This is a genomic window from Streptomyces sp. NPDC102270, from assembly GCF_044766405.1.
In the GTDB taxonomy this organism is placed as follows: Bacteria; Actinomycetota; Actinomycetes; order Streptomycetales; family Streptomycetaceae; genus Streptomyces.
Window position 1 is genome coordinate 387,617 of sequence record NZ_JBIWLX010000009.1, and the last position, 24,159, is coordinate 411,775.

Sequence of the window (24,159 nt, forward strand, 5' to 3'; positions counted from 1 at the left end):
CCCGAACCGGCGGGATGGCGGCGGCGGCCGACCAGTCGTCGCTGCGTGGCGGCGGCTTGTGCGCGCAGTGATATTCGTGACCGCGTACGGCCGCGCTCGGGCAGTATGAGCCGGATGCGCTCTCGTTTCCTCGGTATTCCGGAGGTGACGCGGACTCCCGCCGTCGCCGTCGTCATCGATGTTCTTCGCGCGTTCACGGTGGCCGCATGCGCCTTCGACGGTGGTGCCGAGAAGATCGTCCTGGCCTCCTCGGAGGAGGAGGCCCTGGAGCTGAAGGCCCGTCATCCGGGCTGGCTGGCCCTCAAGGACGGTGCGCCCGCGCCTGGGTTCGACGCGTTCAACTCCCCGGCCATGCTGGCGACGCACGACCTCGCCGGCCGCACGATCGTGCAGAAGACGACCTCGGGGACGGTGGGCGCCCTGGCCGTGGCCGACGCCCGGCTGCTGCTGTGCGCGAGCTTCGTCGTGGCCGGTGCGACCGCGCGGCTGTTGCGGGATTCTGGCGCGCGAGAGGTGACGTTCGTCGTCACCGGCGAGGAGGGGCGGGCCGAGGAGGATCGCGCGTGCGCCGAGTACATCGGGCGGCGCGTCGAGTCCGCCGAGGTGGACGCGGAACCGTATCTCCGTCGTGCGCGAGAGTCCCGTTGGGCGGCCGAGCTGGCGCAGGGTGCGCGGCGGGGACTGCCGGGGGTCCACCTGGACGACGTCGGCCTCTGTCTGGAGGCCGACCGGTTCCCGTTCGCGATGCTCGCGGGGCGCGAAGGCCCCCTGATGGTGCTGCGGCCGGTGCCCGCCCCGCCCAGATGACACCACGCCGATGACTTCCGCGGCCGCGAAGGGTCTTCCTCACATACGACTGCATACGACTGCATACGACTTCCGCAGAACGGCTTGGGTCTCACCCTGGACGACAACCGGCCGTTGACCGTCAGGAGCTACGGCTACGACCTCCAGCGCTGGTTCCGGCTGCTGTGGTTTCTCGGTATCCCGTGGGACCGGGTGACGGAGGCGGGGGCGTCCGCGCTGGTGGGATGGCTCCGGGTGGCTCCCAATCCGCAGCGTCGACGCCGGAATCCGAGGGCCCGTTGGTCAATCCGCCCCCCGAGGCGGTGGCCCAGCGCAGGGCCCTCGCGCACAGGGCGCCGGACGGCGAGGTCCCGCAGTTTCGGGGCGACCCCCACGCGACATGTCACCCGCAGGCGGCCCGGCAGGCACTCGCCACCGTGGCCGCGCGCCTTCTCCCGTCCAGCACCCCACCCCGCACCACGAGGGAGCAGTCATGACCACACCCGACGACCACACCCTGCTCCGACGGGTCATCTCTCTCGCGGCCAAGGCACGCGCGAGCGGCAACCCACCCTTTGGATCTCTGTTGGCAGGACCGGACGGGACGATCCTGGCCGAGGAGCACAACACCACCCCTCACCGACAACGACGTCACCGCACACCCGGAACTTAAATTGGCGAGGTGGGCCGCAAGAGAACTCGACGCGCAGACGGCGGCAGGCACCACCATGTACACCAGCTGCCAGCCGTGCGGGATGTGCAATGCCGTCATCCAATGGGCAGGACTGCGGCGAGTGGTGTTCGCCCTGTCCAACGAACAGCTCCTGGACATCAGGCCGGGCAGCAGCCGACCGCCCGTGCCGCAGGACGGCCCCGCGCTGCTCGACGAGGTGCGGGCCGCGGTCGAGAGCCCTACTACCGCTGACCGCCGAGCCCAGGTCAGAGCCCGCCACCAGCGGAACGCACCTGGGTACGCTCGCCTCTCCAAAGGGGCGGCACCCACCCATACTGCAGGGGCACGGCCACACCGCCGACACCGACCGTGAGATGACGGTGTCGGGTCCGGCGTCGGACGTGGTGGCGCTGCTCTACGAACTCGGCATTGCGCAGGCCGACTTCCTCGGGTTCAGCCTCGGCGGGCTGACCGCGCCGGAGATCGCGGTGCGGCACCCGGAGCGCGTGGGACGGCGCGCGCTCGCCGCCACCATGTACACCCAGGACCGGGGCCCATGACGAGGTCCGCGTCCCGGACTACAGCTCGCCCCGACTGCCCAGCCAGGACGACTTCCAGGAGATGGCCGACACACACGCGGCCCTCGCGCCCCCCGAGCGCTTCCAGGACTTCCTCGCCAAGGTCTCGGCGGCCGCGCACGCACCGCTGGCCGTCCTGCCCGCCACCACGCACATGGCCCTCATGCAGCGGACGTTCCAGATGGTGCCGCTCCTGGGCGAGTTCATGAGGGACGGCGGCTGAGCTGCAACCGCCTTACGCGAAGCCCCCGTTGCTCTTCAGCAGCTGCCCGTTGACCCACTGGCCCTCCCGCGAGCACAGGAAGTCCACCAGGTGGGCGGTGTCCTGCGGGGTGCCGAGGCGTCCGAGCGGCGTGGCACCGAGACAGTGCGCGCGGACCTCCTCGGTCATCCAACCGGTGTCCACGGGCCCGGGGTTGATGACGTTGGCGGTCACGCCGAGGTGGCCGAGTTCCTGGGCGGCGGCCAGGGTGATGCGGTCCATGGCACCCTTGCTCGCCCCGTACGGCAGGTTCCCCACGGTGTGGTCGCTGGTGAGGCCGATGATCCGCCCGGTGCCCCGTTCCACGGTGAAGCGGCGGCCGAACTCACGGATGAGCAGCCAGGTCGCGCGGGTGTTGACGGCGAAGTGGCGGTCGAAGCTCTCGACGGTGGTGTCGAGCAGGCCGGAGTCGACCGACTCGCAGTGGCTCATCACCAGCGCGGTGACGGGCCCGAGGCGTCGCTCCGCCTCGTCGAAGACCCGGGCCGGGGTCTCGGGGTCGGCGAGGTCCGCCTCGATGGCAGCGGTGGCCGCGCCCCGCTCGGACAGGCTCCTGACGATCGCCTCGGTCGCGCCGGGCTCGGCGCCCCAGGCCATGCGGGCGTCGTACGGGTTCCAGTAGGTGAACGCGATGTCCCACCCCGAGGCCGCCAGCCGTTGGGCGATGCCGGCGCCGATCCCGGCGGTGCGGCCCACACCGGTGATCAGGGCGAGGGGGCGGGCGGTGGAGGACGGCTGATCGGTGCGCGGGGTCACGGGCGGAATCGTTCACGAACGGCGGCGAACCGACAACCGCTTTTTCCCGATCGAACAGGTTCGCCGGAACCGCGGCAATGCTGAAAATTGCTCAACTCTGGCGCACGCGCGAGCCGCTGGAGGCCGCTTGGCCGAAACTCGTCCCCATGTGACTAAAGTTCAACAGCGCTCCTGGAGAGATAACCGCTTACCTCCGGTAATACCTTGCTTTACCGGATCGCCAGCCGTAACCCTTCCTCAACAACCAGCCAAGCCTCTGGGGGGAGTTGGCTTATGGAAGGCACGGTTGACGGGTTCCGCTATGGCGCGGTGACCCCGGTGGCCGCCTATTTGATGGCGTGCCTGGGAGGGGCCCTGGGGCTGCGCTGCATCGTGCGCACCCTGCTCAGCACCCAGTCATGGAAGGCGGGATGGCTGGCGCTCGGCGCCGCATCGATCGGCTGCGGAATCTGGACGATGCATTTCATCGCCATGATCGGTTTCCAGGTCGTGGAGACCCGGATCCGTTACAACACCGGGCTCACTGTCCTCAGTCTCGCCGTGGCCATCGTCGTCGTGGGCATCGGCGTGTTCATCGTCGGCTATCGCGGCGCCAGCGCCCTGAACCTGTCGTTCGCGGGCGTGATCACCGGGGTCGGCGTGGCCGCGATGCACTACCTCGGGATGACGGCGCTGCACGTCAACGGGACGATCCGGTACGACGCGGCCGTCGTCACGCTCTCCGTGGTCATCGCGATCGTCGCCGCGACCGCCGCGCTGTGGGCGGCCGTCACGATCCGGGGCTTCCTGACGAGCCTCGGCGCCAGCCTGATCATGGGCGTCGCCGTGACGGGGATGCACTACACGGGCATGTCCGCGGTCAGCGTCCATGTGCACGACAGGACCGGGGGCTCGTGGGCGGGCGATTCGCCCACCTCGCTGCTGCTGCCCATGCTCCTGGGACCGGCGATCTTTCTGCTGCTGGCCGGAGTGGTGGTCATGTTCGACCCGCTCCTGGTGCTCGGCGACGGCGACTGGAACCGTCCGTCCCCCTCGGCCGCGCCCACCGCACCGCCGTCCGGGTCGCTCGTCGAGGACCAGGAGGTCCGGGTGATCCACGCCCGCGCACCACAGGATCCGCAGTGGGCCGCACCGCACACCCCGCAGAGCTGAGAGCCGTCCCCCTGGAGTACCCACGCATCCGGTGAGGTCCGGTCGGGCCCGGAGGGGGGAGTGCTGTACGGCACTCCCCCCTCCGGGCCCGTTCTAGATCGTTGTTACGGTGCACCGGTGTCAGACTCCTCACGCGATACCGCCGAAGGCGCCGGCTGGGGCTCCACCCGACTCGGCGAGTACAAGCGGCTGATGCCGCCCAAGGTCGAGAAGATCTCGTGGTTGAACCCCAGGACGCTGTGGGCCGCCCGCAACGGCGTGGTCGCCTTCTGGTTCGGGGACCCCACGGGCCGTACCCGAAGCCGCTGGGTGGCCCAGCGCGCGGCGGCCGGCGCACCCGCCGACAAGGTGATCCGGCGGGCGGACCCGGAGCGCTTCTCGTTCATGGTCATAGGCGACACCGGCGAGGGCGACGACCCGCAGTACGCCGTCGTACCAGGGTTTCTGAAGATCAGTCAGGACACCCGGTTCGCGGTCGTCGCCAGTGACGTGATCTACCCGGTGGGCAGCGCGGACGACTACGGCACGAAGTTCTTCCGGCCGTACCGGGACTATCCGGCGCCGATCTACGCGATACCCGGCAACCACGACTGGTACGAGGATCTCGGCGCCTTCATGCGCATCTTCTGCGGTGACGCCCCGCCCCTCGACCCCGAACCCGGGCCGCGCCCCGTGACCCGCGCCTGGCTGCGCTCCCTGCTGTGGCACCGACCGCGCGCGGACGACGGTCAACACCTCGACGAGGCACGCCGGTTGCGTGCGGAGCCGTCCCAACAGGCCGTCCAGCCAGGCCCGTACTGGGCCGTCGACGCCGGCCCGCTGCGCATCATCGGCATAGACACCGGCCTGCTCGGCACCATCGACGCCGAACAGGGCGCCTGGCTGCGCGAGGTCTCCCGGGGCCCGCGCCCGAAGATCCTCATCACGGGCTCGCCCCTGTACGTGGACGGCGAGCACCACCCCTGCGCCATCGACGGCGGCGGCACGGTCGACGACATCGTGCGCGACCCGGACCACCACTACGTCGCGGCGATAGGCGGCGACATCCACAACTACCAGCGCTATCCGGTCGACGTGGACGGCCGCACCATCCAGTACGTCGTCTCGGGCGGCGGCGGCGCGTTCATGCACGCCACGCACACCATCCCGCACGTCTCGATCGCCGACGTCACCGAGAAGGACTTCCGCTGCTACCCCCTGCGCGGCGACTCCCTGGCCTTCTACAGCAGGCTCTACGGCCGCCGGCTGCACCTGCGCCGCTTCTTCACCCTCACCGAGGCCGAGGCCACCGCGGTGATCGCCGAGCGCCTCGGCATCCCGCCGACGCGCGTTCCGGGCGAGGCGCCGCGCATGACATTCCGCATCCGACTGGTGGCCAGTCTCCTGGGCGCGGGCGGTCGGCCGGACCGCACCTCGCGGTTCCGCCTCCCGGTGCGCAAGATCTACACCCAGCTGTTCTCGCCGAGCTCGGCGACGTACAGCCCACCGTTCTTCAAGTGCTTCCTGCGGCTTGACGTGACCCCGGAGGCGGTGCGTCTGCGCTGCTTCGCGGCCACCGGCAACCTCGCCCAGGAGATCGACCCGCCGGTCGAGGACGAGGTGACCGTTCCCCTGACCCGAACTTGACCTTCTCCTTGACCTTCACGGCCCGGCGAGCGGGAACATCACGCCTGACGGCCGGGTTGGCACAGCCGTAGTACTTGATACGTCAAACAACCCGGAGGAGCCCGTGCCGCCGACCCCCCGCCCCCTGCGCAAGCTGGGCTTCCTGACCATCGGCCTGTTCGACGAGGCGGATCCGCGGCGCGGGCACGAGTCCACGCTGGAGATCATCGAGCTGGGCGAACGGCTCGGCTTCGACAGCGCGTGGCTGCGCCACCGGCACCTCCAGTACGGCATCTCGTCCCCCGTCGCCGTCATGGCGGCGGCCTCGCAGCGCACCAGCCGCATCGAGCTCGGCACGGCGGTGATCCCGCTCGGCTGGGAGAACCCGCTGCGGCTGGCCGAGGACCTGGCGACCGTGGACATCCTGTCCGGCGGCCGGATCAACCCCGGCGTGAGCGTGGGTCCGCCGACGCACTTCGACGAGGTCAAGGGGGCGCTGTACCCGGACACGGCCGACACCGAGGACTTCTCCTACGAGCGGGTACGGCGGCTGCTGGACCTCGTGCGCGGCGAGCCGGCCAGCGACTTCAGCGGGGTGCAGGGCTTCGAGGTCTTCTCGGACCGGGTGCAGCCGCACTCGCCGGGCCTCGGCCGACGGCTCTGGTACGGCGGCGGCAGCGTGAGCTCGGCGCGCTGGGCCGGTGAGCACGGCATGAACTTCCTGACCAGCAGCGTCGTCAAGGCGGAAAGTCCGGAGGGGCCGTACGACTTCGCGGAGATCCAGTTGTCGCACATCCGCGCCTTCCGCGCCGCGCATCCGGACGGTGAGGCGGCCCGGGTGTCCCAGGGTCTCGTGGTGATCCCCACCGATTCGGCGTCGGCGGAGCAGCGGGCGCGGTACGAGGAGTACGCGGCGAAGCGCACCCCTCGTACCGCGGCACCGCAGGGTCCGGCGCGGTTGATGTTCGCGCCGGACATCGTCGGCACGTCGGAGGAGATCACCGAACGGCTGCACGCGCACGCCGCGTTCCGTGAGGTGGACGAGGTGGCCTTCGCACTGCCGTTCACCTTCGAGCACGAGGACTACGTACAGATCCTCTCCGACATGGCGACCAAGCTGGGCCCGGCGCTGGGGTGGCGACCGGGCGCATAGACCGACGGAACGGGTGACGGGCGGTCGGCTCAGCCGGGGTGCCGCCCGATCGGGCGCCGCCTCGCACACCAACGGATCGGACACGCCACCGGCCCCTGCTGCCGTGCCCCCTCTCGGATGCCGACGACGACACGGACCGACAGCCGACCCCACAAGGCGGCCGATCAGGCACCGTCCCGTGAGGGGGCTTGGCAACCCGACGGCGCCAAGGGCCGCTCAGCCCCCATTGCACAGGCACATCGACCACCTCCCGGCAGCCGACACAGGGCGAACCGTGAGCCACACAGCCCACCATCACCCGCACCGAGCCACCGACCTCGCAAGGCGACCGGTCCGACACCGCCCCTGCCAGGGGGGCCTCTCCAGCGACGGCCGTCATGGACCGCCGCCGCTGATCCACCGAGACGCACGTCCGGCATCCCCGAGACGGCCCATCCGACACCGCCTCATGCAACGCAACCTCGCTGGCCCACCGTCGACATGGCACAGCCCACGATCGCTCAGGACCGCACCGCCCAAAGCCCTGAGCCGACCCACCCGGTCACCACCCTCCGCGACGCAGCCTCGCAAGCTCACGACCGACCTCGATCACAGCCCACGAACGCCCGGCCCGCACCCCCGATCCGCCCACCCGGCACCACCCCCGCAGCCCACCCCCGTCACCAACGCCCCACCTCCGTCCCCGTCACCGCCTCCGACGGCTTCCCGTCCACCCCCACCGGCACGTCCCCCGCCAGCATCACGCGATGCATGGTGCGGGGAAATCCGAGGTGGGCGTTGTCACCGGGCGCCAGGTGGATGGTGGCGCGGTTGTCCCAGAAGGCCACGCTGCCCGGCTCCCAGCGGAAGCGGACCGTGTACTCGGGGCGGACCGCCTGTTCGAGGAGCATGTCGAGGACGGCCCGGCTCTCGGCGCGGGAGAGGTCGGCGATCTGCTCGACGTAGTAGCCGTTGACGTAGAGGATCCGCTCCCCTGTCTCGGGGTGGACCCGCACCAGCGGGTGCAGGGAGGCCACCTGGTGGTCCAGGAGGTGCCGGAGGTAGGCGTCGTCGCCCGGCCGGGGCTGGTAGCCGACGCCGAGGCGGTGCTCCACGCGCAGGCCGTCCACGAACTCCCGCACCGGCGCGGACAGTCCGGCGTAGGCGGCGGCGAGGTTGGACCACTGGGTGTCGCCGCCGTACGGCGGCACGGTCTCGGCGCGCAGGATCGTCGCCGCGGGCGGGTCGATCCGGGCACCGTGGTCGCAGTGCCAGCCGCGCAGCAGCGTGTGCCGTCGGCGCTGCAGCCACTCCTCGTGCTCCATGCCGAACTTCCCGCCCAGCTCCAGGCGGTCGGCGGTCGTCTCCACCTCCGGGAAGCCGGCGGGCGAGGCACTGCCGCGCCTGCGCAGGACGACGGGCTCACCGAACTTCCGAGCGAACGCCACGTGCCCGGTGTGATCGAGCTGCTGTCCCCGGAAGAACACCACCTTCCACCGCAGCACCGCGGCCCGGATCGCGGCGACCACCGAGTCGTCGAGGTCACCCGACACTTCGACCCCCGTGATCTCGGCACCGATGTGCCCGGCGACCGGGTTCACCTCGATGCCCGCGTCCCGCTCCGCCGTGCCCTTGTCCGTCGTCATGCGTGCTCCGATGTTCGCCGGCGTCCGTACCTGTCCGGGGTGACGTGCCCCACGGGGTCCGTCACCCATGGTTGACTGCCCATCGTGGTCACCGCCTCAACGCCTCAGGACCCCAGCGCCTTCGTCCGACGCCTGCCGGCGGGCGAACGGCTGCCCCTGCCTGCCGACTCGGTGGCCGACTGGGAGACCTTCCCCTTCGAGGGTGACCTACGGGTCAAGCCCCTGCACCCTCCCGTTCTGCCCGAACCCGCTCGTCAGGGCGGGAGCCGCCCCGACGAGTGCCGTACGTGCCTCAAGCCGGTGACGCAATCCCTCTGGGCCGACGATCACTGGCGGCTGGACGCGGTCGGAACCGAGTCCCGGCTCCCGGCGGTCGTGATGCTCCAGCCTCGCGGCCACTACGACCTGGGCGATCTGCCCACCGAGCGAGCCGCCGAACTAGGCCCCCTCCTCCAGCGGGCCGAACGCGCGGTGCTCGGCCTGGACGGCGTCGCCCGCGTCCACGTCAACCGCTGGGGCGACGGAGCCGCCCACCTCCACTTCTGGCTGCTCGCCCGCCCCGCGGGGCTGCTGCAGCTGCGCGGCACCCTCCTCGCGGTGTGGGAAGAACTCCTGCCGCCCGTGCCCGACGAGGAGCGCCGGCAGGCGCATCGGCAGATCGCCGCCGCCCTGGCCGCGGACGGCGGCACCGCCCACGTCCTCGGAGGCTGAGCTCTCAGCCGCGAGTCAGGTGTCGACCAGCTAGCCGAGCGCCTCCGAGGAGTGCCCGTACCCGGACCTCGTCGGCGAAAGACCTAACTCGTTAAAGGTGATGTGTTCACGAGCCTTGACAGCGCCATGACCCGCTTCCCATCATCTGGGGCATCAGACTCTGACTAACACGAGTTAGGCCCTGTGGATGACCGACTCGCACGTCACCCGTCGCACCCTGTTGCGGTACGGCACCTATGGCGCGGGCGCCGCCGCGCTCGCCGGTACCGCCGCGAGCTGGGACCGGCTCACCGGAGCCGACATCCCCGGCCGCGACGACGGCTCCCTCGTCGTCGCCACCCTCGGCCCCGCCTACGGACCGGAGGCGATCCGCACCCTCACCGAGGGCTTCAAGAAGGTCCACCCCGACATCAAGCTGCGGATCAACGCGGTACAGGCCACGGACTGGTCGGACTTCTTCGCGAAGATCCTCACCCAGATCGCGGCGGGCACCGCCCCCGACCTCGTCTATGTCGCCACCGAGGGCGTCCAGCTCTTCGCCCGGCGGCTGGGCGTCGCCCTCGACAAGTGGGTGCAGCGGGACGCCGCCGAACTGCGCGAGTACTTCGCCGACGTCCATCCCTCGCTGGTGGAGTCGATGATGTACGAGGGCAGCCTCTACCAGCTGCCGGTCGAGTTCAACGCGGCCGACGTCTACCTGAACAGCCAGGTGCTGAAGCGGGCGGGCGCGGGCTTCCCGGCGGCCGACTGGACCCGCGACGACTTCACCGAGCTCCTGCGGGACATGAAGAAGTCCAGCGGCTCGCAGTTCACCCCGTACTTCTGGACCAACCGTCTGTGGGGCGGGGTCGTCCCCTGGCTGTTCGCCAACGGCACCAACCTGCTCGCCGAGTCCAAGGCGCCGGGCGGCGCGTGGCTGTGGGACGGCTTCTACCCGAGCGCCGAGCGTCAGGGCCGCGGGGGTGGCTTCCGGTGGACCACCCCGCAGGCCACGGACGCGCGGGTCGAGGAGTCGTACGACTATCTCGCCTCCCTGATCCAGGAGGACCTGTGCACCCGCCCCGAGGGCGGCAACGGCCAGAACCTCATCGGGGTGTTCTCCACGGGCCGGGTCGGCGTCACCCCCGCCGGCGGCTTCTGGGCGGGCGGTCTGCACCTGGCGGGCATGCAGCCCGGGAGCTTCGACGTCCAGTACTTCCCCCGCTGGCGCACCCAGCGCATGCAGTTCGGCGCCGCCGGTTACGCCCTGCTGCGCACCTCGAAGAAGCAGGACGCGGCGTGGGAGTTCATCAAGTTCGCGGCCCGCAGGGACACCCTGATGCGGCTGTTCGAAACCAACCAGACGACCCCGGCCCGCCGTTCGATGCTCACAGCGGACCGCTACCGGGAGATGGGCCCGCGGCACTGGCAGGTCTTCTACGACACCCTCGACAAGTTCCCCGACACCGGGCCGATCCCCGCGCCGCCGCAGGTCGCCGAGGTCGAGCAGGTGCTGCTCAAGCACACCGGGACCGCCCTGTCCTCGCGGCGCTCGGTGGGCCCCGCGCTGCGCCGGATGCAGGGCGATCTGGAGAAGGCCATGGAGCGTGACGTATGACGAACACCCGGATTCCCACCGTACGGCCGTCGCGGCCCGCGACCGCTACCGTGACCGCCAACGGCACCGGCATCGCGCGGCCCTCGGGCAAGGACCGCGGCAGTCGCCTGCTGGCCACGCTGTTCCTGACGCCCACCATCGTCGGCATCGTGGTCTTCACGGTCGTGCCGATCGTCGGCTCGGTCGTGCTGAGCCTCTTCCACTGGAACGTGATCGACTCCCCCGAGTGGGCCGGGGCCGCCAACTACCGTGAGGTCTTCACCGATTCGACCGTCCTGGTCTCCTTCCGCAACACGCTCGTCTTCATGGTGCTCGCGGTGGCGTTGCAGCTCCTGGTCGCCCTCACGCTGGCGCTCTCGGTGAACGGGCGGATGCCGGTGTGGCTGCGCTCGGTGTTCCGCTCCGCGTTCTTCTTCCCGCTGGTGCTGTCGGCGGCGTCGATCTCGGTGGTGATGAAGTACCTGTTCAACCAGGACTTCGGGGTCGTGAACTGGGCGCTCGGACTGATCGGGATCGCCCCCGTGCCGTGGCTGACGTCCGAGAACTCGGCGATGGCGGCGGTGATCCTGGTCTACGTCTGGCAGCAGTTCGGCTTCTCGTTCCTGCTGTTCGTGGGCGGCCTGAACAACATCCCCAAGGAGATCCACGAGGCCGCCTCCCTGGACGGGGCGACCGGCCTGCGCAAGCACCTGCACGTGACGGTGCCGCTGCTGTCACCGACCCTGCTGGTGGCGACCGTGGTCGGGGTCATCAACGCGCTCCAGGTCTTCGAGCAGCCGTACGTCCTGACCAACGGCGGGCCCGGCGACTCCACGCGCACCGTCGTGATGGTCATCTACGAGTCGGCGTTCGAGCAGCTGCGCTTCGGCGAGGCGTCCGCGGTGGGCGTGCTGCTGTTCGTGCTGATCATGGCGGTCACCGCCCTCCAGTTCCGGCTCAGCCGGCGTTTCGTCCACTACCAGTGAGCCGGGTGAGTCCCTTGAGCCAAGCGCCCCTGAAGACCAGCCCCGCACCCTTGTCCATGAGCCGTGCGCGGTACTCGCTCGCCCCCTGGGCGCGGATCGCCGGTCTCGCGGCCGTCGCGCTGCTGACCCTCGGGCCGGTCATCTGGACGGTCTCGACGTCCCTGCGCACCCCGGCCGAGTCCTTCGACCTGCCCCCGAAGATCATTCCGACGCACCCGACGGTCGACTCGTACCGCGGGGTCTTCGACCAGATCGACGTGTGGCTGCTCGCTCTCAACTCCACGCTCGTGACCGCTCTGGTCGCGGTGGGCCAGATGATCACCGCGGGGCTCGCCGGCTACGCGTTCGCGCGGCTCGACTTCCGTTTCAAGAAGCCGCTGTTCGCTCTGGTGCTCGCGACCATGATGGTCCCCTTGCAGGTCACGATCGTGCCGGTGTTCCTCGTCCTCAAGTCGATGAGCCTGACGGACACCCTGCTCGGTCTGATCGTTCCGGCGTTTCCGACGGCCTTCGGCACCTTCCTCATGCGCCAGTACTTCCTGGGCATGCCGAAGGAACTGGGCGAGGCCGCGATGCTGGACGGCGCCGGACCGTGGCGGACCTTCCGGTCCGTGTACGCACCGCTGGCCACGCCCGGACTCGCGATCGTCGGCGTCCTCGCCTTCAACTACCACTGGAACGAGTTCTTCCGGCCTCTGATCCTGGAGACCTCCGGCCAGAACTACACGCTGCCGCTGGGTCTGGTCTCGCTCCAGGGCAACCTCGGCACCGGTTCCATCTCGGTGGTCCTCGCCGGTGTCGTGCTCTCCATGATCCCCGCCGTCGCCGTGTTCCTCGTCGGCCAGCGCCCTCTCCGCGAGGGCATCACCTCCGCAGGAGTCAACCGTTGAGCCCTGACACCGACGCCCCGCGTTTCCGGGTCCGTCCGCCCGCCAACTGGGTCAACGACCCCAACGGGCCCTTCCGTTGGCGCGACCGCTTCCACCTCTTCTACCAGCACAACCCGAACGCCCCGGTGCACGCCGACGTCCACTGGGGCCACGCCTCCAGCCCCGACCTGGCGCACTGGGAGCACCATCCGGTCGCGCTCACCCCGACGCCCGGCGGTCCGGACGAGGCGGGCTGCTGGTCGGGGTGCGTGGTGGACGACGACGGTGTGCCGACAGCCGTGTACACCGGTGTCGACCGCACCCATGCGGGGCTGGGCTCGGTCTGCCTAGCGGTGGCGCAGGACGACGATCTGGTGACGTGGAAGCCGGTTCCGGTACCGGTGGTGTCCGGTCCGCCGACGGGCCTGGACGTGACGATGTTCCGCGACCCGTTCGTCTTCCGCTTCGGCGGACGCCGCTGGGCGCTCGTGGGCGCCGGGCACGCGGACGGCACGCCGTCGGTGCTGGTGTACGACTGCGAGGATCTGCACGACTGGCGGTTCGCCGGAGTGTTGCTGAACGGCCGGGATCCGGTGACGGCCGAGGCCTTCGGCCCGGGAGCGACCGGGTGGGAGTGCCCGCAGCTGGCGCGGACGCCCGGCGGCGAGTGGGTGCTGTCGGTGGCATTGTGGGACGGCGACCCACGGGGCACGGCCTATGTGACGGGCCGACTGGAACAACTTCCGGGCGCGGGGCCGACGTTCGCCCCCCGGTTCGGCGGCCGCCTCGATCTGGGGCGTGACTTCTACGCGCCCTCCGTCCTCCAGGACACCGAGCGGGACCGGGCGCTGCTGTGGGGCTGGTCCTGGGAGGCACGCCCGCAGCAGGACGTCGACCGGGCGGGCTGGGCCGGGGTCCTCACGGCACCCCGGGTCGTGGACGTGCACGAGGACGGCTCACTGCGGATGGTACCGGCACCGGAGCTCGAACTCCTGCACTCCACCGCGCCGTTGGGCCCGGGACCGCTCCCGGACGCGTACGACCTGACGGTGACCGCACGCTCGCCCGCCGACGTGAGCCTGCTGCGGGCGGCCTCGGGAGCCGAGCTGACGGTGCGGCTGGACCCCGCGGCGGGCACGGTGACGCTGGACCGCTCGGGATGGCCCCGGTCTAGGCCCGACGGCTCCGCTCCTCTGGTCGTGCGGGTCCCCGAAGGCGAACTGACCGTGCGCGTCCTCGTCGACGGTTCCCTGCTCGAACTCTTCGCCGGGGAGCGGGCGGTGGTCACGGAGCGGGTGTACCGGCGGCCCGGAGACACCGCCGAGCTGACGGTGTCGGGGGACGGGATCGAGGTCGCGTGCCGGGCTCTCGTCAACGGACGGTGAGTTCGGTCGGCTCGGCGCGCCTCACTCCGTCGGCGCCGGTCCCACCGAACCCCGGCCGACCACCGGGCAGGCGATGCGCCGTGCGGTGGCGGGGGGCGTGCGGCCGGTGTCGATGGCGTCGAGGAGGAGACGTGCGGCGGCCTCGCCCATCTCCCGGTGCGGCAGCGCGACGGTGGTGAGAGGCGGGGACAGATAGGCGGCCATGTGCTCCTGGTCGTCGTAGCCCACCACCGACAGCTCATCGGGCACCGTGATGCCGAGGCGGGCCGCGCAGTGCAGGGCGCCCGCGGCGACCCGGTCGTTGTAGCAGAAGATCCCCGTCGGGCGCAGCTCGGCGGGGACGCCTTCGAGCAGACCGGCGGCGCCCTGGTAGCCGCTGGAGATCTCGCCGCCGGTGCGCACCACCCACTCCTTGGGCAGGTTGACGCCCGCCGCGCGCAGGGCGTCCCTGAAGCCGCGCAGCCGTTCGACGGACGCGATGTCCTGTTGCCCCCCGACCAGCGCGATCCTGCGGTGCCCCTGGTCGAGGAGCAACCGGGCCGCCGTACGGCCGCCGGCCCGCTCGGCGGGGACGACGCACGGCAGGGAGTCGTCTTCGGGCAGGCAGTTGGCGAGGACCGAGTGGGTGCGGTGCAGGCCCTCGGGCACGCGGACGCGGCGCAGGGACATGGCCGCGTAGATGATCCCGTCGACGCGTCGGTCGAGGAGTTCGGCGACGGCCGCGTCCTCCTTGGCACGGTCGCCGCCGGAATCGACGGTCAGGACGAGGTGGTCCCTGTCCCAGGCCGTCTCCATGGCGCCGCGCAGCAGCCGGCCGGCGAAGGGCGAGGAGGCGATCTCGTCGGTGACCAGGCCGATCACGGCCGTACGGCGGCTGCGCAGGCCGCGGGCGACGGGGTCGGGGCGGTAGCCGAGCCGGGTGGCCGCCTGCCGGATGCGTTCCTGGGTGGCGGGCGAGAGGTTGCCCTCGGCGCGGCCGTTGAACACGAAGGAGACGGCGGTGTGCGACACGCCGGCGAGCCGGGCGACATCCCGTGACGTGGGACGCCCGGATCCCGCCGACCGCTTCTCGTCGCTGCCGCCCATGCCGTCCGCTGCCCTCGTCCCGCCCGTCCGGTTGATCATTGCTCACCCTATCCGTGAGGCTGGGGGGACGACACAGTCAAGGGAAGGTCCGGACGTGATCAGCATCCCGACACACACGCTCAACGACGGTACGAAGATCCCCGCCCTGGGTCTGGGCACCTGGCCGATGGACGACGCCGAGGCGGAGCGGGCGGTCGCCACCGCCCTGGAGAGCGGCTACCGGCTCCTCGACACGGCGACGAACTACCGGAACGAGACCGGGGTCGGCCGTGGGGTGGCCGCCGGCGGGGTGCCGCGCGAGGAGATCCTCGTCACGACGAAGCTGCCCGGCCGGCATCACGGCTACGAGGAGACCCTGACCTCCTTCGAGGAGTCCCGCGCCCGTCTCGGCCTGGAGTACGTGGACCTGTATCTGATCCACTGGCCGCTCCCCCGCCTCGACAGGTTCGTCGATTCATGGAAAGCCATGATCAAGCTCCGCGAGGACGGTCTCGTACGGTCGATCGGGGTCTCCAACTTCACGGCCGCGCACATCGAGCGGCTGGAGAAGGAGACGGGGGTCCTGCCGTCCGTCAACCAGATCGAGCTGCATCCCCTGTTCCCGCAGGACGAGCTGCGCGCCTTCCACGCCGGCAAGGGCATCGTCACCGAGAGCTGGAGCCCGCTGGGCCGGGGCTCGGAGCTCCTGGAGGACCCGGCGGTGGCCGGCGTCGCCGAGGCGCACGGTGTCACGCCCGGCCAGGTGATCCTGCGCTGGCACGTCCAGCTCGGCGCCCTGCCGATCCCGAAGTCCGGCGACCCCGAGCGGCAGCGCGCGAACCTCGACGTGTTCGGCTTCGAGCTGACCGAGGCCGAGATGGCGGCGATCGGCGACCGTGAGCACCGGCGCCTGGGCGGGGACCCGGAGGTGCACGAGGAGTTCTGAACACCGGGAGGGGTACCCGGGAGGTCCGGAAGGAGCCGCAGGTGAGTGAGCGACTGAGGGACTACCACGGCAAGCGGGACTTCGTCCGCACGCGGGAGCCGGAAGGGCGGCGGGCCTCCATGGGTGCCGCGCCCCGGTTCGTCGTGCAGATCCACGACGCCAGCACGATGCACTTCGACTTCCGGCTCCAGGTCGGCGACGTGCTGAAGTCCTGGTCGGTCCCGAAGGGCCCCTCCGACGTACCCAAGGACAAACGCCTCGCCGTGCCGACGGAGGACCATCCACTGGAGTACGAGGACTTCGAGGGCGTGATCCCTCGGGGCGAGTACGGCGGCGGCACGGTGATCGTCTGGGACCGCGGGACCTACGAGCCGCTCAGCCACGACAAGAAGGGGCGTCCCGTCGACTTCGCCAGGTCGCTGGAGGGCGGGCACGCCACCTTCCGGCTGCACGGGACGAAGCTGCGCGGCGCGTACGCGCTCACCCGCTTCCGGGAGGACAACTGGCTGCTGGTGAAGAGCGCCGACGGACGGGCGCACGGACACGGCACCCCAGATCCGCGCCGGGCACGCTCGGTGCGGACCGGCCGGACTCTGGCTCAGGTCGCCGCCGAGGAGGCCTGAGCGGAAGATCCACCGAATACCGCCCCGGCGGGCCTTCCCGGCCTCTATGTTCACAGCGACGCTGCGACACGTCGTCGCTCACGCACACGAGCCAGGAGGCCTTCCGTATGCGCATCGCGCTCCGTACCGCCCTGTCCGGCGCGGTGGTCACGGCCACCGTTTTCGTCGGCGGCACCGCCCAGGCGACCCCGCCCGGCCCCGGAGTGACCGGCACGCTGATCGCCCAGAAGACCGTGGGCGACACCGACTACGTCCTCAGAGAGATCACCGTCCCGCCGGGCCAGACGACCGGCTGGCACTACCACGACGGCGTCGTCCGCGGCTACGTCAAGCAGGGCACCCTCAGCCACTACCACTCCGACTGCGCCCGTGACGGCGTCTATCCGCAGGGCACCGTCGTGCGCGAGCCGGGCGGTCCGGGCGACGTCCACCTCGGCCGCAACGAAGGCACCACCCCGCTGGTCCTGGAGGTGCTGTACGTGCTCCCGCACGGCTCGCCGTACTCGGAGGACGTGCCGAACCCCGGCTGCTCCTTCCAGTGAGCGCGGTGATCAGAAGTCGGGCGGTTCCAGGGACTGTTCGGCCCAGATCGTCTTGCCGCTGCCGGTCTGCCGGCTCCCCCAGCGCTGGGTGAGCTGGGCGACCAGCAGCAGCCCGCGGCCGCCCTCGTCGAAGGCGTGGGCGCGCCGCAGGTGCGGCGAGGTGGAACTGCCGTCGGACACCTCGCAGATGAGCGTGCGGTCCCTGATCAGCCGTAGCTGGATGGGCGGTTCGCCGTAGCGGATGGCGTTCGTGACCAGTTCGCTGACGACGAGTTCGGTGACGAAGGAGGCCTCCTCCAGTCCCCAGACGGTCAGTTGCTCGGTGGCGGCCTGTCGGGTCGCGGCCACGTGGACGGGGTCCGGCTCGACATCCCAGGTGGCGACCCGGTCCGCGCCGAGAGCCCGGGTACGGGCCAGCAGCAGGGCCACGTCGTCGCCGGGTTCTTCGGGCAGTACGGCCTTCAGGACGGTGTCGCACAGGTCGTCGAGGGTGTCGGTCCTCGCCGTCAGCGCGCGGCAGAGTTCGTCGGTGGCGTGGTCGACGTCGCGGTCCCGGTCCTCGATCAGCCCGTCGGTGTAGAGGGCCACGACGGCTCCCTCGGGCAGTTCGATCTCCGTGGCCTCGAAGGGCAGTCCGCCGACGCCGAGCGGGGGCCCCGCGCTCAGGGGGACGAGGTGCGCGGTGCCGTCGGGCAGGACGACGGCGGGCGGCGGGTGGCCGGCGGCGGCCGTGGTGAGGCGGCGCGAGACGGGATCGTAGACGGCGTAGAGGCAGGTGGCGCCCAGCTCGGCGGCGTCGTCCTCTCGGTCGTCCGAGGCGAGGTGGGTGACCAGGTCGTCGAGGTGGGTGAGCAGCTCGTCGGGGGGAAGGTCGACGTCGGCGAGGGTGCGCACCGCCGTGCACAGGCGGCCCATGGTCGCCGAGGACGGGATGCCGTGGCCGACGACGTCACCGACGACGAGGGCGACGCGGCTGCCGGAGAGCGGGATGACGTCGAACCAGTCACCGCCGATGCCGGCCAGCGAGCCGCAGGGCAGATAGCGGTGGGCGACCTCGACCGCGGCCTGTCCAGGCAGGCCGCGCGGCAGGAGGCTGTTCTGCAGGGCCAGTGCTGTGGTGCGTTCGCGGGCGAAGCGGCGGGCGTTGTCGATGCAGACGGCGGCCCGGCTGGCGAGTTCCTCGCCGAGGACGGCGTCGTCACCGCCGAAGTCGTCGGGGTGGGCGATGCGGACGGCGACCACGACGCCCAGGGTGATGCCACGGGCTCTGAGCGGCACGGCGAGCAGGGAGTGGACGCCCTTGCGGTACGAGCGGCCGGCCGGGGCGCGGGTGTTGCGTTCGGCGACCCAGCGCATGAAGTCGGGCTCGCCGGCCTGGCTGAGGGCGGCCCGGCCCTCCTTCACCGCACGCGCGGGAGGTGAGGAGGCCAGGTAGATGTCCGTCTCACCCAGGCGGACGGCGGCCTCGGGGGTGCCCTCGTGGGCGGAGCCGTGCGCGACGCGGCGCAGGGCGATGTCGCCTTCCAGGACGGTGGGCGGTTCGTCCGCGCCCAGGACCCATTCGAGGAGGTCGACGCTGGCGAAGTCGGCGTAGCGGGGCACGAGGAGTCCGACGAGTTCCTCGGCGGTGCGTACCACGTCGAGGGTGGTGCCGATGGTGGCCGCCGCCTCGTTGAGCAGGGCCAGTCGCTGCCGGGCCCAGTACTGGTCGCTGCTGTCGAAGGCGGCCAGGGCGACGCCGATCGGTTCCGTGGAGCCGTCGTCGCGGACGGGCCACATCTCGCAGGTCCAGGCGTGTTCGTGGTTGAGTGCGGGGGCGCCCGTGAAGCTCTCGTAGCGGGCCGGTCTGCCGGTCTCGACGACCTGGCGCAGTTTGGCCAGGAACCCGCGGCTGTGTTCGGCGTCCTCGACGGTCTCCGCGAAGAAGCGGCCGATCAGGGCTTCCTCCGACACTCCCATGACCCGGCAGGCCACGTCGTTGAGACGCACGTAGTGCTGCTGTGCGTCGAAGACCGACATCGACATGGATGCCTGCTGGAAGGCCTGCCCGGCCAGGGTCGACTCGGCGGCACCGGGTCGGCGGCCCGTGATCACGTATCCGGCCGGCGTGCCGTCGCCGCCCAGCACGGGGCACGCGTCCAGGACCAGCGTGTGGAGGGAACCGTCGCGGTGCCGCAGTGCGACGGTCCCCTTCAGCGCGGCCATGGCCGATCCCGGCGGGTCCTCGGCGAGCAGCTCCCGGGCCGCCCGCCCCACGACCTCCTCGGCCGTGTGTCCCGTCAGACGCCGGGCACCCTCGCTCCACCCCGTCACAATGCCTGCGGCATCGGTGACCGCCGTAGCGGAGACGTGCTCCATATCGTCCAGGATGGTCCTATTGTCGGACCGCATCAACCGAAACGGGGCAACCGGGCCCCGTCCGTCACGTGTGGTGGGCGCGCAGGGCTTCGAGGGCGCGGTCGGCGTGGGTGTTCATCCGCAGTTCACTGCGGACGACCTCCAGCACGGTGCGGTCCTGGGCGATGACGAAGGTGACCCGCTTGGTGGGTGCCAGGGAGAAGCCGCGCTTGACGCCGAACAGCTCGCGTATCCTCCCGTCGACGTCGGACAGGAGGGGCATGCCGAGGGTGTGGCGCCCGGCGAACTCCTGCTGGCGCTCGACGGTGTCACCGCTGATGCCGACCGGCTGGGCCCCGGCGGCGGCGAACTCGGCGGCCAGGTCGCGGAAGTGGCAGGCCTCCGCGGTGCAGCCGGCGGTCAGCGCGGCGGGGTAGAAGAAGAGGACGACCGGGCCGTCGGCGAGCAGCTCGGACAGCTTGCGGCCGGTGCCGGTCTCGTCGGGGAGCTCGAAGTCCTCGACGGTGTCGCCGGTCTCGATCGCCTTGCTCATGCCTGGCCCTTCCCGTTCTTCGCGATGCCGCGTGCCCACAGCACGAGCGGCACTTGCAGCGGCAGCCGTCCGAGGGCCGCCACCCTCTGGGGTGCGGGGCGGTGGCGCCAGTCGACGGCCATCTTGACGTTGGCGGGGAACACCCCGACGAAGAAGGCGGCACTGGCGAGCGCGGCGGTCCGCCGGGTCTTCGGCAGCGCCAGACCTGCCGCGAGCGCGAGTTCCACGGCACCGCTGGCATAGGTCCAGGTCCGGGGCTTGCCGGGCAGGGCCGGCGGGATGGTCGCGTCGAACGAGCGCGGTGTGGCGAAGTGGGCGACACCCGCGGTGGCCAGCAGGCCGGCGAGCAGCAGGGGTGAGCGTGGGGACCGTGGCACGGTTTTTTCCTCCTCGTGAGGGGGTTGCCGCGCACATTACTGGACGGTACAAGCACCTCGGACGGCGGCCTGCGCGCTCAGGGGGAACGGGGGTGGCGGGCGCCCAGGGCCGCGCGGGCCGTCGCGTCAGGCGGCAACAGAGGGATGGGGTGGTCCTCGCTCGGCGTCCTGCTGTCCCGCGAACCCGCTCCCGCCGAACGGCACGCCCGTGCGGGATGAGCCTCAGCCGGTACCGGCCGGTGTCGCCTCGTGGGTCTCGTCGTCGACGGCGTGGGAGAGGAAGTCGTCGACCATGCGGTGGAACAGACCGGCGAGTTGCCGCAGCTCCTCCGGCGACCAGTCGGCCAGGGCCAGCTGCATACCGCGGGCGCCGGCGTCACGGATGCGGTCGATGGCCTGCCGACCGGTCTCGGTGAGCTGGATGCGCTGGGCGCGCCGGTCGTCGGGGTCGGGGACGCGGGTGACGTACCCCGACTTCTGCAGCTGCTGGACGGTGCGGGTGACGTGGGAGGCCTCCACCCCCAGCCGGTTGGCCAGCTCCCCCGGACGCATCGGCTCGGTGTCGGCGACCTGCCGCAGCAGGGCCACGGCGGCCCGGTCCAACGGCACCTCGGCCAGGGCCATCAGCCGGTCGTGCTGCCGGGCACGGGTGCTCAGGTAGGTGATGCGGGTGAGCGCCCGCTCGATCTCGATGACTTCCGGGGACGCGGGGACGTCGGGGAGCGGCTGTGAGGACATACTCGCCAGTTTACCATCTTGTTGCGTAACTCAAGTAAACTGCGCCTCGGGGACCGTGTCGCGCCAGGCCGCTCCGGCCGCGATGGTCTGCCGCCACTGCCGGATGGCCCTGGGCGGCATGCCGATCGCGAGCGCACCGCTGACCTGGTCCCCCGTGCGGTACACGGCGACGAACCGGCGCCGCGCCACGTCGCCCTCCACCACGGCGAATTCCTCGTGCCCGCGCAGGAAGCCGTACGCCTGGACCTTCATGTCGTACTGGTCCGACCAGAAGTACGGCACCGGAGCGAACGGCTTGCGTGCCCCCGGAGCGGCCAGCAGGTTGCGGGCGGCCGCCATGCCCTGCTCGGCCGCGTTGGTGCGGTGCTCGACGCGCATCGAGGTGGCGAACAGCGGGTTGTACCAGCGGGCGACATCACCGGCCGCGTACACGTTCTCCGCCGCCTCGCAGTACTCGTCGCACGCCACCCCGTCGCCCGGCGTGAGCCCGCTGTCCTCAAGCCACTCGGTGTTCGGCAGTGATCCGACAGCCACCAGCACCTCGTCCGCCTCGACGACCTGCCCGTCGGCGAGCCGGACGCCCTCCTCGGTCACCTCGGTCACGGTGACCCCGCAGCGCAGGTCGATGCCGCTGTCCACATGGGCCCGGGCCAGCAACCGCCCGACCTCCGTGCCGACCGCGTGGGCGAGCGGTACGGCGGCGGGTTCGAGGAGGGTCACCCGGACACCGAGGCGCCAGGCGACCGCGGCGGCCTCGGCGCCGAGGAAACCGGCGCCCACCACGACCAGCCGCTGCCCCGGGAACAGCCGCTTCCGCAGGGTGAGCGCGTCGTCGAGGGTACGCAGCACGTGCGCACCCTCACCGGGCAGACGGCGGGGCCGCACGCCGGTGGCGATGACCAGTCCGTCGTACGGCACCTCGGAGCCGTCGGCCAACCGCACTGTGCGGGCGTGCAGCTCGAGGCCCGTCGCGGCGACTCCGAGCCGCAGGTCGAGGTCGAGGGCGGCGAGGTCGGCCGAGGTGCGCAGGGCGAGCCGGTCGGCCTCCCACTCCGCAGCGAGGAGCTGCTTGGACAACGGCGGCCGGTCGTAGGGGGGTTCGGGCTCCTCGCCGATGAGGGTGATCGTGCCGTCGTACCCCTCGCGGCGCAGCGTCTCGACCGCCGCGAGCCCGGCGGCCGAGGCACCGACGACGGCGATCCGCCTCACTGCCGCGCCAGCCGGATCGCCGCGGCCGGACAGACCGCGACGGCTTCCCTGACGTCGTCGAGTCGGTCCTCGCCGACCTCGTCCGTCAAGAGGATCGCGATGCCCTCGTCGTCCTGGTCGAACACCTCCATGGCGGCGACCACGCACTGCCCCGACGCGACACACTTGTCGGCTTCCAGCTCCACCTTCATGGGATTCACCTCGCTCTTCTCGTGATTGTGGCTCGTCTGCGGCGCGGAAGCCGTCACCAGGCGACCGGCAGCTCGTGGATGCCGTAGATGAACGCGTCGTGCTTGAACTTCACGTCCTCCAGGGCGCAGGCGAGTCTGAGGGTGGGGATGCGCCGGTAGAGGGTGCCGTAGACGACCTGGAGTTCCATGCGGGCGAGTGGCTGGCCGAGGCACTGGTGGACGCCGAAGCCGAACGCGACGTGGCGGCGGGCGTCGCGGGTGAGGTCGAGGCGGTCGGGGTCCTCGAACACCTCGGGGTCGCGGTTGCCGATCTCGTTGACCATGATGACGCCCTCGCCGGCCCTGATGACCTGGCCCGCGATCTCGATGTCCTCGGTGACCGCGCGCCGGCGCCCCTGGTGCGTGATGTGGAGGTAGCGCAGCAGTTCCTCCACCGCGGAGGCGACCAGCCGGGGGTCGTCGGTCTCGCGCAACAGGGCGAGCTGGTCGGGGTGTTCGAGGAGGACTGCTGTACCGAGCGCGATCATGTTGGCGGTGGTCTCGTGCCCGGCGATCAGCAGGAGCAGCGCCATCTCCGTGGCCTGCCCGTGGGTCAGTTCCCCGGCTGCGACGCGTCCGGCGATGTCGGAGAGCAGGTCGCCCCTGGGCTCGGTGAGCCGCTCGGCGAGCTGACCGGCCAGGTATCCGGCGATCTCCCGGGTGGCCGCGCCGCGCTCCTGGGGGCTCGCGGTCGTGCGGACCATCGTCTTGGTGTTCTCCTGGAACATCGCGTGGTCGTCGTACGGCACGCCGAGCAGTTCGCAGATGACCAGCGAAGGGATCGGCAGGGCGAACGCCTCGACGAGGTCGACCGGTTGGGGGCCCGCCAGCATGTCGTCGACCAGGCCGTCCACGATCCGCTGCACGGCGGGCCTGAGCGCCTCCACCTTCTTGATGGCGAACGGTGCCGTCACCATCCGGCGCAGCCGGGCGTGTTCGGGGTCGTCCATCATGATGAAACCGAGTTTTCCCTCACCGGCCTCGGCGCTCGCCTTGGCCGGGTAGCCGGGCCGGTCGGTGTCGGCGCTGACCCGGGCGTCGCCCAGGATCGCCCGCTGCTCGGCGTAGCGGGTCACCAGCCATGGCTCGCTGCCGTCCCACAGCCGGACCTTCGTCAGCGGTCCCTGCTCCTGGAGTTCCTTGAGGCCGGGCGGCGGATCGAAGGGACAACCGGAGGCGCGTGGCATGGGGAACTCGGGGGCGGTACCCGCGGCGTCGTGCGCGGGACCGGCCAGGGTGTCGGCCATGGCTCTCCTCGGTGGTGGGGGGGGCTCCGCGGGAGGGGACGGCGGAGCGCCGGGGCGAAGTGGTCGAGGCCTCGATGAGCACATGCAAACAGACCGGCCTGACACCGGCCCGCCAGGAACCTGACGGGAAGCTGACGTGACCCACATCACATCGCAGACGCACCGTCAACTGTCG

At 71.2% G+C, this 24,159-nt stretch carries 24 protein-coding genes and 1 pseudogene; 15 read left to right on the plus strand and 10 right to left on the minus strand.

Features of this window, described 5'->3' with window-relative positions; all coding sequences use genetic code 11:
* Window positions 1–114: 114 nt before the first annotated feature.
* From ACIRP7_RS21365 to ACIRP7_RS21380, 4 genes and pseudogenes are all read left to right on the plus strand, one after another.
* Complete coding sequence (locus ACIRP7_RS21365) at window positions 115–807, plus strand: 2-phosphosulfolactate phosphatase (RefSeq protein WP_403661619.1); 693 nt, start codon at window positions 115–117, stop codon at window positions 805–807.
* A gap of 472 nt (window positions 808–1,279) precedes the next feature.
* Window positions 1,280–1,694, plus strand: a pseudogene (locus ACIRP7_RS21370) (nucleoside deaminase); the annotation flags it as partial.
* Window positions 1,695–1,833: 139 nt separating this feature from the next.
* On the plus strand, window positions 1,834–2,019 hold the full coding sequence (locus ACIRP7_RS21375; RefSeq protein WP_403661622.1) for an alpha/beta fold hydrolase: 186 nt from the start codon (window positions 1,834–1,836) through the stop codon (window positions 2,017–2,019).
* Window positions 2,020–2,080: 61 nt separating this feature from the next.
* Window positions 2,081–2,260 (plus strand): hypothetical protein, encoded by a 180-nt coding sequence (locus ACIRP7_RS21380; protein WP_403661625.1) that lies wholly within the window; start codon window positions 2,081–2,083, stop codon window positions 2,258–2,260.
* 12 nt (window positions 2,261–2,272) lie between these two features.
* Here ACIRP7_RS21380 and ACIRP7_RS21385 read toward each other — a convergent pair whose 3' ends face one another.
* Complete coding sequence (locus ACIRP7_RS21385; protein ID WP_403661627.1) at window positions 2,273–3,055, minus strand: SDR family oxidoreductase; 783 nt, start codon at window positions 3,053–3,055, stop codon at window positions 2,273–2,275.
* Window positions 3,056–3,328: 273 nt separating this feature from the next.
* On the opposite strand from ACIRP7_RS21385, the gene ACIRP7_RS21390 reads away from it, so the two are divergent.
* From ACIRP7_RS21390 to ACIRP7_RS21400, 3 genes are all read left to right on the plus strand, one after another.
* The gene (locus ACIRP7_RS21390) at window positions 3,329–4,207 is read left to right on the plus strand and encodes an MHYT domain-containing protein (protein WP_403661630.1); all 879 of its coding nucleotides are present in this window, start codon (window positions 3,329–3,331) and stop codon (window positions 4,205–4,207) included.
* Window positions 4,208–4,324: 117 nt separating this feature from the next.
* Window positions 4,325–5,833: a metallophosphoesterase family protein gene (locus ACIRP7_RS21395; protein ID WP_403661633.1), complete on the plus strand. Its 1,509-nt coding sequence runs from the start codon at window positions 4,325–4,327 to the stop codon at window positions 5,831–5,833.
* A gap of 103 nt (window positions 5,834–5,936) precedes the next feature.
* The gene (locus ACIRP7_RS21400) at window positions 5,937–6,965 is read left to right on the plus strand and encodes an LLM class flavin-dependent oxidoreductase (protein WP_403661636.1); all 1,029 of its coding nucleotides are present in this window, start codon (window positions 5,937–5,939) and stop codon (window positions 6,963–6,965) included.
* Window positions 6,966–7,624: 659 nt separating this feature from the next.
* Here the strand turns inward: ACIRP7_RS21400 and ACIRP7_RS21405 are convergent.
* Window positions 7,625–8,590 (minus strand): TauD/TfdA dioxygenase family protein, encoded by a 966-nt coding sequence (locus tag ACIRP7_RS21405; protein ID WP_403661639.1) that lies wholly within the window; start codon window positions 8,588–8,590, stop codon window positions 7,625–7,627.
* An 84-nt stretch (window positions 8,591–8,674) separates the two neighbouring features.
* Between ACIRP7_RS21405 and ACIRP7_RS21410 the strand changes: the two genes are divergently transcribed.
* The 5 genes from ACIRP7_RS21410 (at window position 8,675) to ACIRP7_RS21430 (ending at window position 14,117) form a co-directional block, all read left to right on the plus strand.
* Window positions 8,675–9,301: a hypothetical protein gene (locus ACIRP7_RS21410; protein WP_403661642.1), complete on the plus strand. Its 627-nt coding sequence runs from the start codon at window positions 8,675–8,677 to the stop codon at window positions 9,299–9,301.
* 187 nt (window positions 9,302–9,488) lie between these two features.
* A complete protein-coding gene (locus ACIRP7_RS21415; protein WP_403661645.1) occupies window positions 9,489–10,898 on the plus strand; it encodes an extracellular solute-binding protein in 1,410 nt (469 codons plus the stop codon).
* Window positions 10,895–11,863: a carbohydrate ABC transporter permease gene (locus ACIRP7_RS21420; protein WP_403661648.1), complete on the plus strand. Its 969-nt coding sequence runs from the start codon at window positions 10,895–10,897 to the stop codon at window positions 11,861–11,863. Before ACIRP7_RS21415 ends, ACIRP7_RS21420 begins: the two co-directional genes overlap by 4 nt.
* A 56-nt stretch (window positions 11,864–11,919) precedes the next feature.
* Complete coding sequence (locus ACIRP7_RS21425) at window positions 11,920–12,753, plus strand: carbohydrate ABC transporter permease (RefSeq protein WP_403661651.1); 834 nt, start codon at window positions 11,920–11,922, stop codon at window positions 12,751–12,753.
* Complete coding sequence (locus tag ACIRP7_RS21430) at window positions 12,750–14,117, plus strand: glycoside hydrolase family 32 protein (protein ID WP_403661654.1); 1,368 nt, start codon at window positions 12,750–12,752, stop codon at window positions 14,115–14,117. Before ACIRP7_RS21425 ends, ACIRP7_RS21430 begins: the two co-directional genes overlap by 4 nt.
* A 21-nt stretch (window positions 14,118–14,138) precedes the next feature.
* Here the strand turns inward: ACIRP7_RS21430 and ACIRP7_RS21435 are convergent, their stop codons facing one another.
* A complete protein-coding gene (locus ACIRP7_RS21435; RefSeq protein WP_403661790.1) occupies window positions 14,139–15,203 on the minus strand; it encodes a LacI family DNA-binding transcriptional regulator in 1,065 nt (354 codons plus the stop codon).
* 94 nt (window positions 15,204–15,297) lie between these two features.
* Here ACIRP7_RS21435 and ACIRP7_RS21440 point away from each other — a divergent pair, with 94 nt between their 5' ends.
* The 3 genes from ACIRP7_RS21440 to ACIRP7_RS21450 all read left to right on the plus strand — a co-directional run bounded on the left by ACIRP7_RS21440 (window position 15,298) and on the right by ACIRP7_RS21450 (window position 17,293).
* Window positions 15,298–16,128, plus strand: coding sequence for an aldo/keto reductase (locus tag ACIRP7_RS21440; protein ID WP_403661657.1), 831 nt, complete (start codon window positions 15,298–15,300; stop codon window positions 16,126–16,128).
* 41 nt (window positions 16,129–16,169) lie between these two features.
* A complete protein-coding gene (locus ACIRP7_RS21445; RefSeq protein ID WP_403661660.1) occupies window positions 16,170–16,751 on the plus strand; it encodes a DNA polymerase ligase N-terminal domain-containing protein in 582 nt (193 codons plus the stop codon).
* A 107-nt stretch (window positions 16,752–16,858) separates the two neighbouring features.
* Window positions 16,859–17,293 (plus strand): cupin domain-containing protein, encoded by a 435-nt coding sequence (locus ACIRP7_RS21450; protein ID WP_352389836.1) that lies wholly within the window; start codon window positions 16,859–16,861, stop codon window positions 17,291–17,293.
* 9 nt (window positions 17,294–17,302) lie between these two features.
* On the opposite strand, the gene ACIRP7_RS21455 is transcribed toward ACIRP7_RS21450, so the two are convergent.
* The 7 genes from ACIRP7_RS21455 to ACIRP7_RS21485 all read right to left on the minus strand — a co-directional run bounded on the left by ACIRP7_RS21455 (window position 17,303) and on the right by ACIRP7_RS21485 (window position 23,984).
* Complete coding sequence (locus ACIRP7_RS21455; protein WP_403661663.1) at window positions 17,303–19,651, minus strand: SpoIIE family protein phosphatase; 2,349 nt, start codon at window positions 19,649–19,651, stop codon at window positions 17,303–17,305.
* A gap of 64 nt (window positions 19,652–19,715) precedes the next feature.
* Window positions 19,716–20,183 carry a peroxiredoxin gene (locus tag ACIRP7_RS21460; RefSeq protein WP_403661666.1) on the minus strand — a complete coding sequence of 156 codons (468 nt, stop codon included), beginning with the start codon at window positions 20,181–20,183 and terminating at the stop codon, window positions 19,716–19,718.
* Window positions 20,180–20,560, minus strand: coding sequence for a DoxX family protein (locus ACIRP7_RS21465; protein ID WP_403661669.1), 381 nt, complete (start codon window positions 20,558–20,560; stop codon window positions 20,180–20,182). The genes ACIRP7_RS21460 and ACIRP7_RS21465 overlap by 4 nt, the downstream gene beginning before the upstream one ends.
* Before the next feature lie 222 nt (window positions 20,561–20,782).
* Window positions 20,783–21,298 (minus strand): MarR family winged helix-turn-helix transcriptional regulator, encoded by a 516-nt coding sequence (locus ACIRP7_RS21470; RefSeq protein ID WP_403661672.1) that lies wholly within the window; start codon window positions 21,296–21,298, stop codon window positions 20,783–20,785.
* 30 nt (window positions 21,299–21,328) lie between these two features.
* A complete protein-coding gene (locus tag ACIRP7_RS21475) occupies window positions 21,329–22,507 on the minus strand; it encodes an NAD(P)/FAD-dependent oxidoreductase (RefSeq protein ID WP_403661675.1) in 1,179 nt (392 codons plus the stop codon).
* On the minus strand, window positions 22,504–22,698 hold the full coding sequence (locus ACIRP7_RS21480; RefSeq protein WP_403661793.1) for a ferredoxin: 195 nt from the start codon (window positions 22,696–22,698) through the stop codon (window positions 22,504–22,506). The genes ACIRP7_RS21475 and ACIRP7_RS21480 overlap by 4 nt, the downstream gene beginning before the upstream one ends.
* 53 nt (window positions 22,699–22,751) lie before the next feature.
* Window positions 22,752–23,984 carry a cytochrome P450 gene (locus ACIRP7_RS21485; protein ID WP_403661678.1) on the minus strand — a complete coding sequence of 411 codons (1,233 nt, stop codon included), beginning with the start codon at window positions 23,982–23,984 and terminating at the stop codon, window positions 22,752–22,754.
* Between the last annotated feature and the right edge of the window lie 175 nt (window positions 23,985–24,159).

Excerpts from the sequence above, each read along its gene's own strand:
- ACIRP7_RS21420 (WP_403661648.1), top strand. The coding sequence starts at position 10,895 with ATGACGAACACCCGGATTCCCACCGTACGGCCGTCGCGGCCCGCGACC.
- ACIRP7_RS21460 (WP_403661666.1), bottom strand. The coding sequence starts at position 20,183 with ATGAGCAAGGCGATCGAGACCGGCGACACCGTCGAGGACTTCGAGCTC.
- ACIRP7_RS21480 (WP_403661793.1), bottom strand. The coding sequence starts at position 22,698 with ATGAAGGTGGAGCTGGAAGCCGACAAGTGTGTCGCGTCGGGGCAGTGC.
- ACIRP7_RS21435 (WP_403661790.1), bottom strand. The coding sequence starts at position 15,203 with ATGGGCGGCAGCGACGAGAAGCGGTCGGCGGGATCCGGGCGTCCCACG.
- ACIRP7_RS21455 (WP_403661663.1), bottom strand. The coding sequence starts at position 19,651 with ATGGAGCACGTCTCCGCTACGGCGGTCACCGATGCCGCAGGCATTGTG.
- ACIRP7_RS21390 (WP_403661630.1), top strand. The coding sequence starts at position 3,329 with ATGGAAGGCACGGTTGACGGGTTCCGCTATGGCGCGGTGACCCCGGTG.
- ACIRP7_RS21415 (WP_403661645.1), top strand. The coding sequence starts at position 9,489 with ATGACCGACTCGCACGTCACCCGTCGCACCCTGTTGCGGTACGGCACC.
- ACIRP7_RS21375 (WP_403661622.1), top strand. The coding sequence starts at position 1,834 with ATGACGGTGTCGGGTCCGGCGTCGGACGTGGTGGCGCTGCTCTACGAA.
- ACIRP7_RS21470 (WP_403661672.1), bottom strand. The coding sequence starts at position 21,298 with ATGTCCTCACAGCCGCTCCCCGACGTCCCCGCGTCCCCGGAAGTCATC.
- ACIRP7_RS21450 (WP_352389836.1), top strand. The coding sequence starts at position 16,859 with ATGCGCATCGCGCTCCGTACCGCCCTGTCCGGCGCGGTGGTCACGGCC.
- ACIRP7_RS21425 (WP_403661651.1), top strand. The coding sequence starts at position 11,920 with ATGAGCCGTGCGCGGTACTCGCTCGCCCCCTGGGCGCGGATCGCCGGT.
- ACIRP7_RS21365 (WP_403661619.1), top strand. The coding sequence starts at position 115 with ATGCGCTCTCGTTTCCTCGGTATTCCGGAGGTGACGCGGACTCCCGCC.
- ACIRP7_RS21380 (WP_403661625.1), top strand. The coding sequence starts at position 2,081 with ATGGCCGACACACACGCGGCCCTCGCGCCCCCCGAGCGCTTCCAGGAC.
- ACIRP7_RS21485 (WP_403661678.1), bottom strand. The coding sequence starts at position 23,984 with ATGGCCGACACCCTGGCCGGTCCCGCGCACGACGCCGCGGGTACCGCC.
- ACIRP7_RS21405 (WP_403661639.1), bottom strand. The coding sequence starts at position 8,590 with ATGACGACGGACAAGGGCACGGCGGAGCGGGACGCGGGCATCGAGGTG.